This window comes from Hominimerdicola alba (assembly GCF_900112155.1).
Classification (GTDB): domain Bacteria; phylum Bacillota; class Clostridia; order Oscillospirales; family Ruminococcaceae; genus Hominimerdicola; species Hominimerdicola alba_D.
The window spans coordinates 1-1,229 of sequence record NZ_FOKQ01000100.1; the positions used below are offsets into that span (position 1 = coordinate 1).

Sequence of the window (1,229 nt, forward strand, 5' to 3'; positions counted from 1 at the left end):
AATTCAATGGTGATGATTAAATTTGACCCTGCAGGGATGTTGATTCCTTGCAGGGTCGGATATTTTATTGGGTGCGGGATATTTGACGGTTACGATGAATATTGGAACTTTATATTTCAGTTCTGCCGAGGGAGAAATGTTAAAGTTTGTAGCAATTTATCCCTGTAGATACAGCGAGAAAGGTAAAACAAGTGAAAAATTACGATAAACAGACCATAGCGCAGATCAGGAAACCGATAGTTCAGGCAGCGATCATAATGCTGGTGTTCTATGCGATAGAGATACCAATGGTGTATTTCAATGTATTTCCCGATATAAACACGCTTTATATAGCAGACACTATAATAAGAGTAGCAGGCGGAACTGCCGGACTGATACTTTTGAATGGGTATTCCAAACGCGGCGAGAGTAAATGCACGCTGAAGCAGCTATTCACAAATAAGATTTCAGGGAAGATGTGGCTTATCATGATCCCACAGATTATCTATATTTTGCTTCCTTTCCTGAATATATTTAATGCAACCGTTTTTACAACAAGATATATTGTAACGCTCAGCATATTGATCGTTCAGCAGTTTGCAACCGGGTTCTATGAAGAAGGCGTTCAGAGAGGACTCATGATGAACGGTCTTATCAAATTTAATATAAGCACAGTGAAAAGAAGGCTGTTCACTGTTTTTGTTACAGGTCTGTTCTTCGGTCTGGGACATGCTCCCAACATTGCTTTTGGCGATAATCCTCTGATTCAGGTTCCGTCTGCAATGTGTATTGGAATGTTTTGGGCGGCGGTATATATGCTGTCAGATGATCTGCTTCTCGTAATGCTTCTGCACGCTTTCACCGACAGCACGTTCAGGATCGTCCACGGATTGTTCGGTTATGCTCGCGAAGGCTTTCTTTATCAGGCAATAGAGTGTTCGAGAGATATTATAGAGTATGTGATACTGCCTGCTCTGACGATCTGTATCTGCATATGGTTTGATAAGCTCAAGAGTAATGCCCCTGAGGACGGGTCAACTTAAAATGATAAATCGGAAGATAATATACAAATCATGGTAATGAAGATCCGAATTTGAGATCCACAAATTCAGGTTTATATTAGCCGCCGAAAAAATCACAATGCCCCTTAGTGTTATGAAATGACCCGCCCCCTGTCAAGTAGACAGCGCAAAAAACAAAAATAATCTATGTAGTAACCAAAAGCAGTCTGTGCAATTTGTGCAGGCTGC

The 1,229-nt window shown here is 40.9% G+C and carries 1 protein-coding gene; it reads left to right on the forward strand.

Translation table 11 applies throughout. The annotated features are described in order from the left end of the window. Positions 1-191 precede the first annotated feature (191 nt). Positions 192-1,022: a CPBP family intramembrane glutamic endopeptidase gene (locus tag BM265_RS19505; RefSeq protein WP_074963570.1), complete on the forward strand. Its 831-nt coding sequence runs from the start codon at positions 192-194 to the stop codon at positions 1,020-1,022. Positions 1,023-1,229 lie beyond the last annotated feature (207 nt).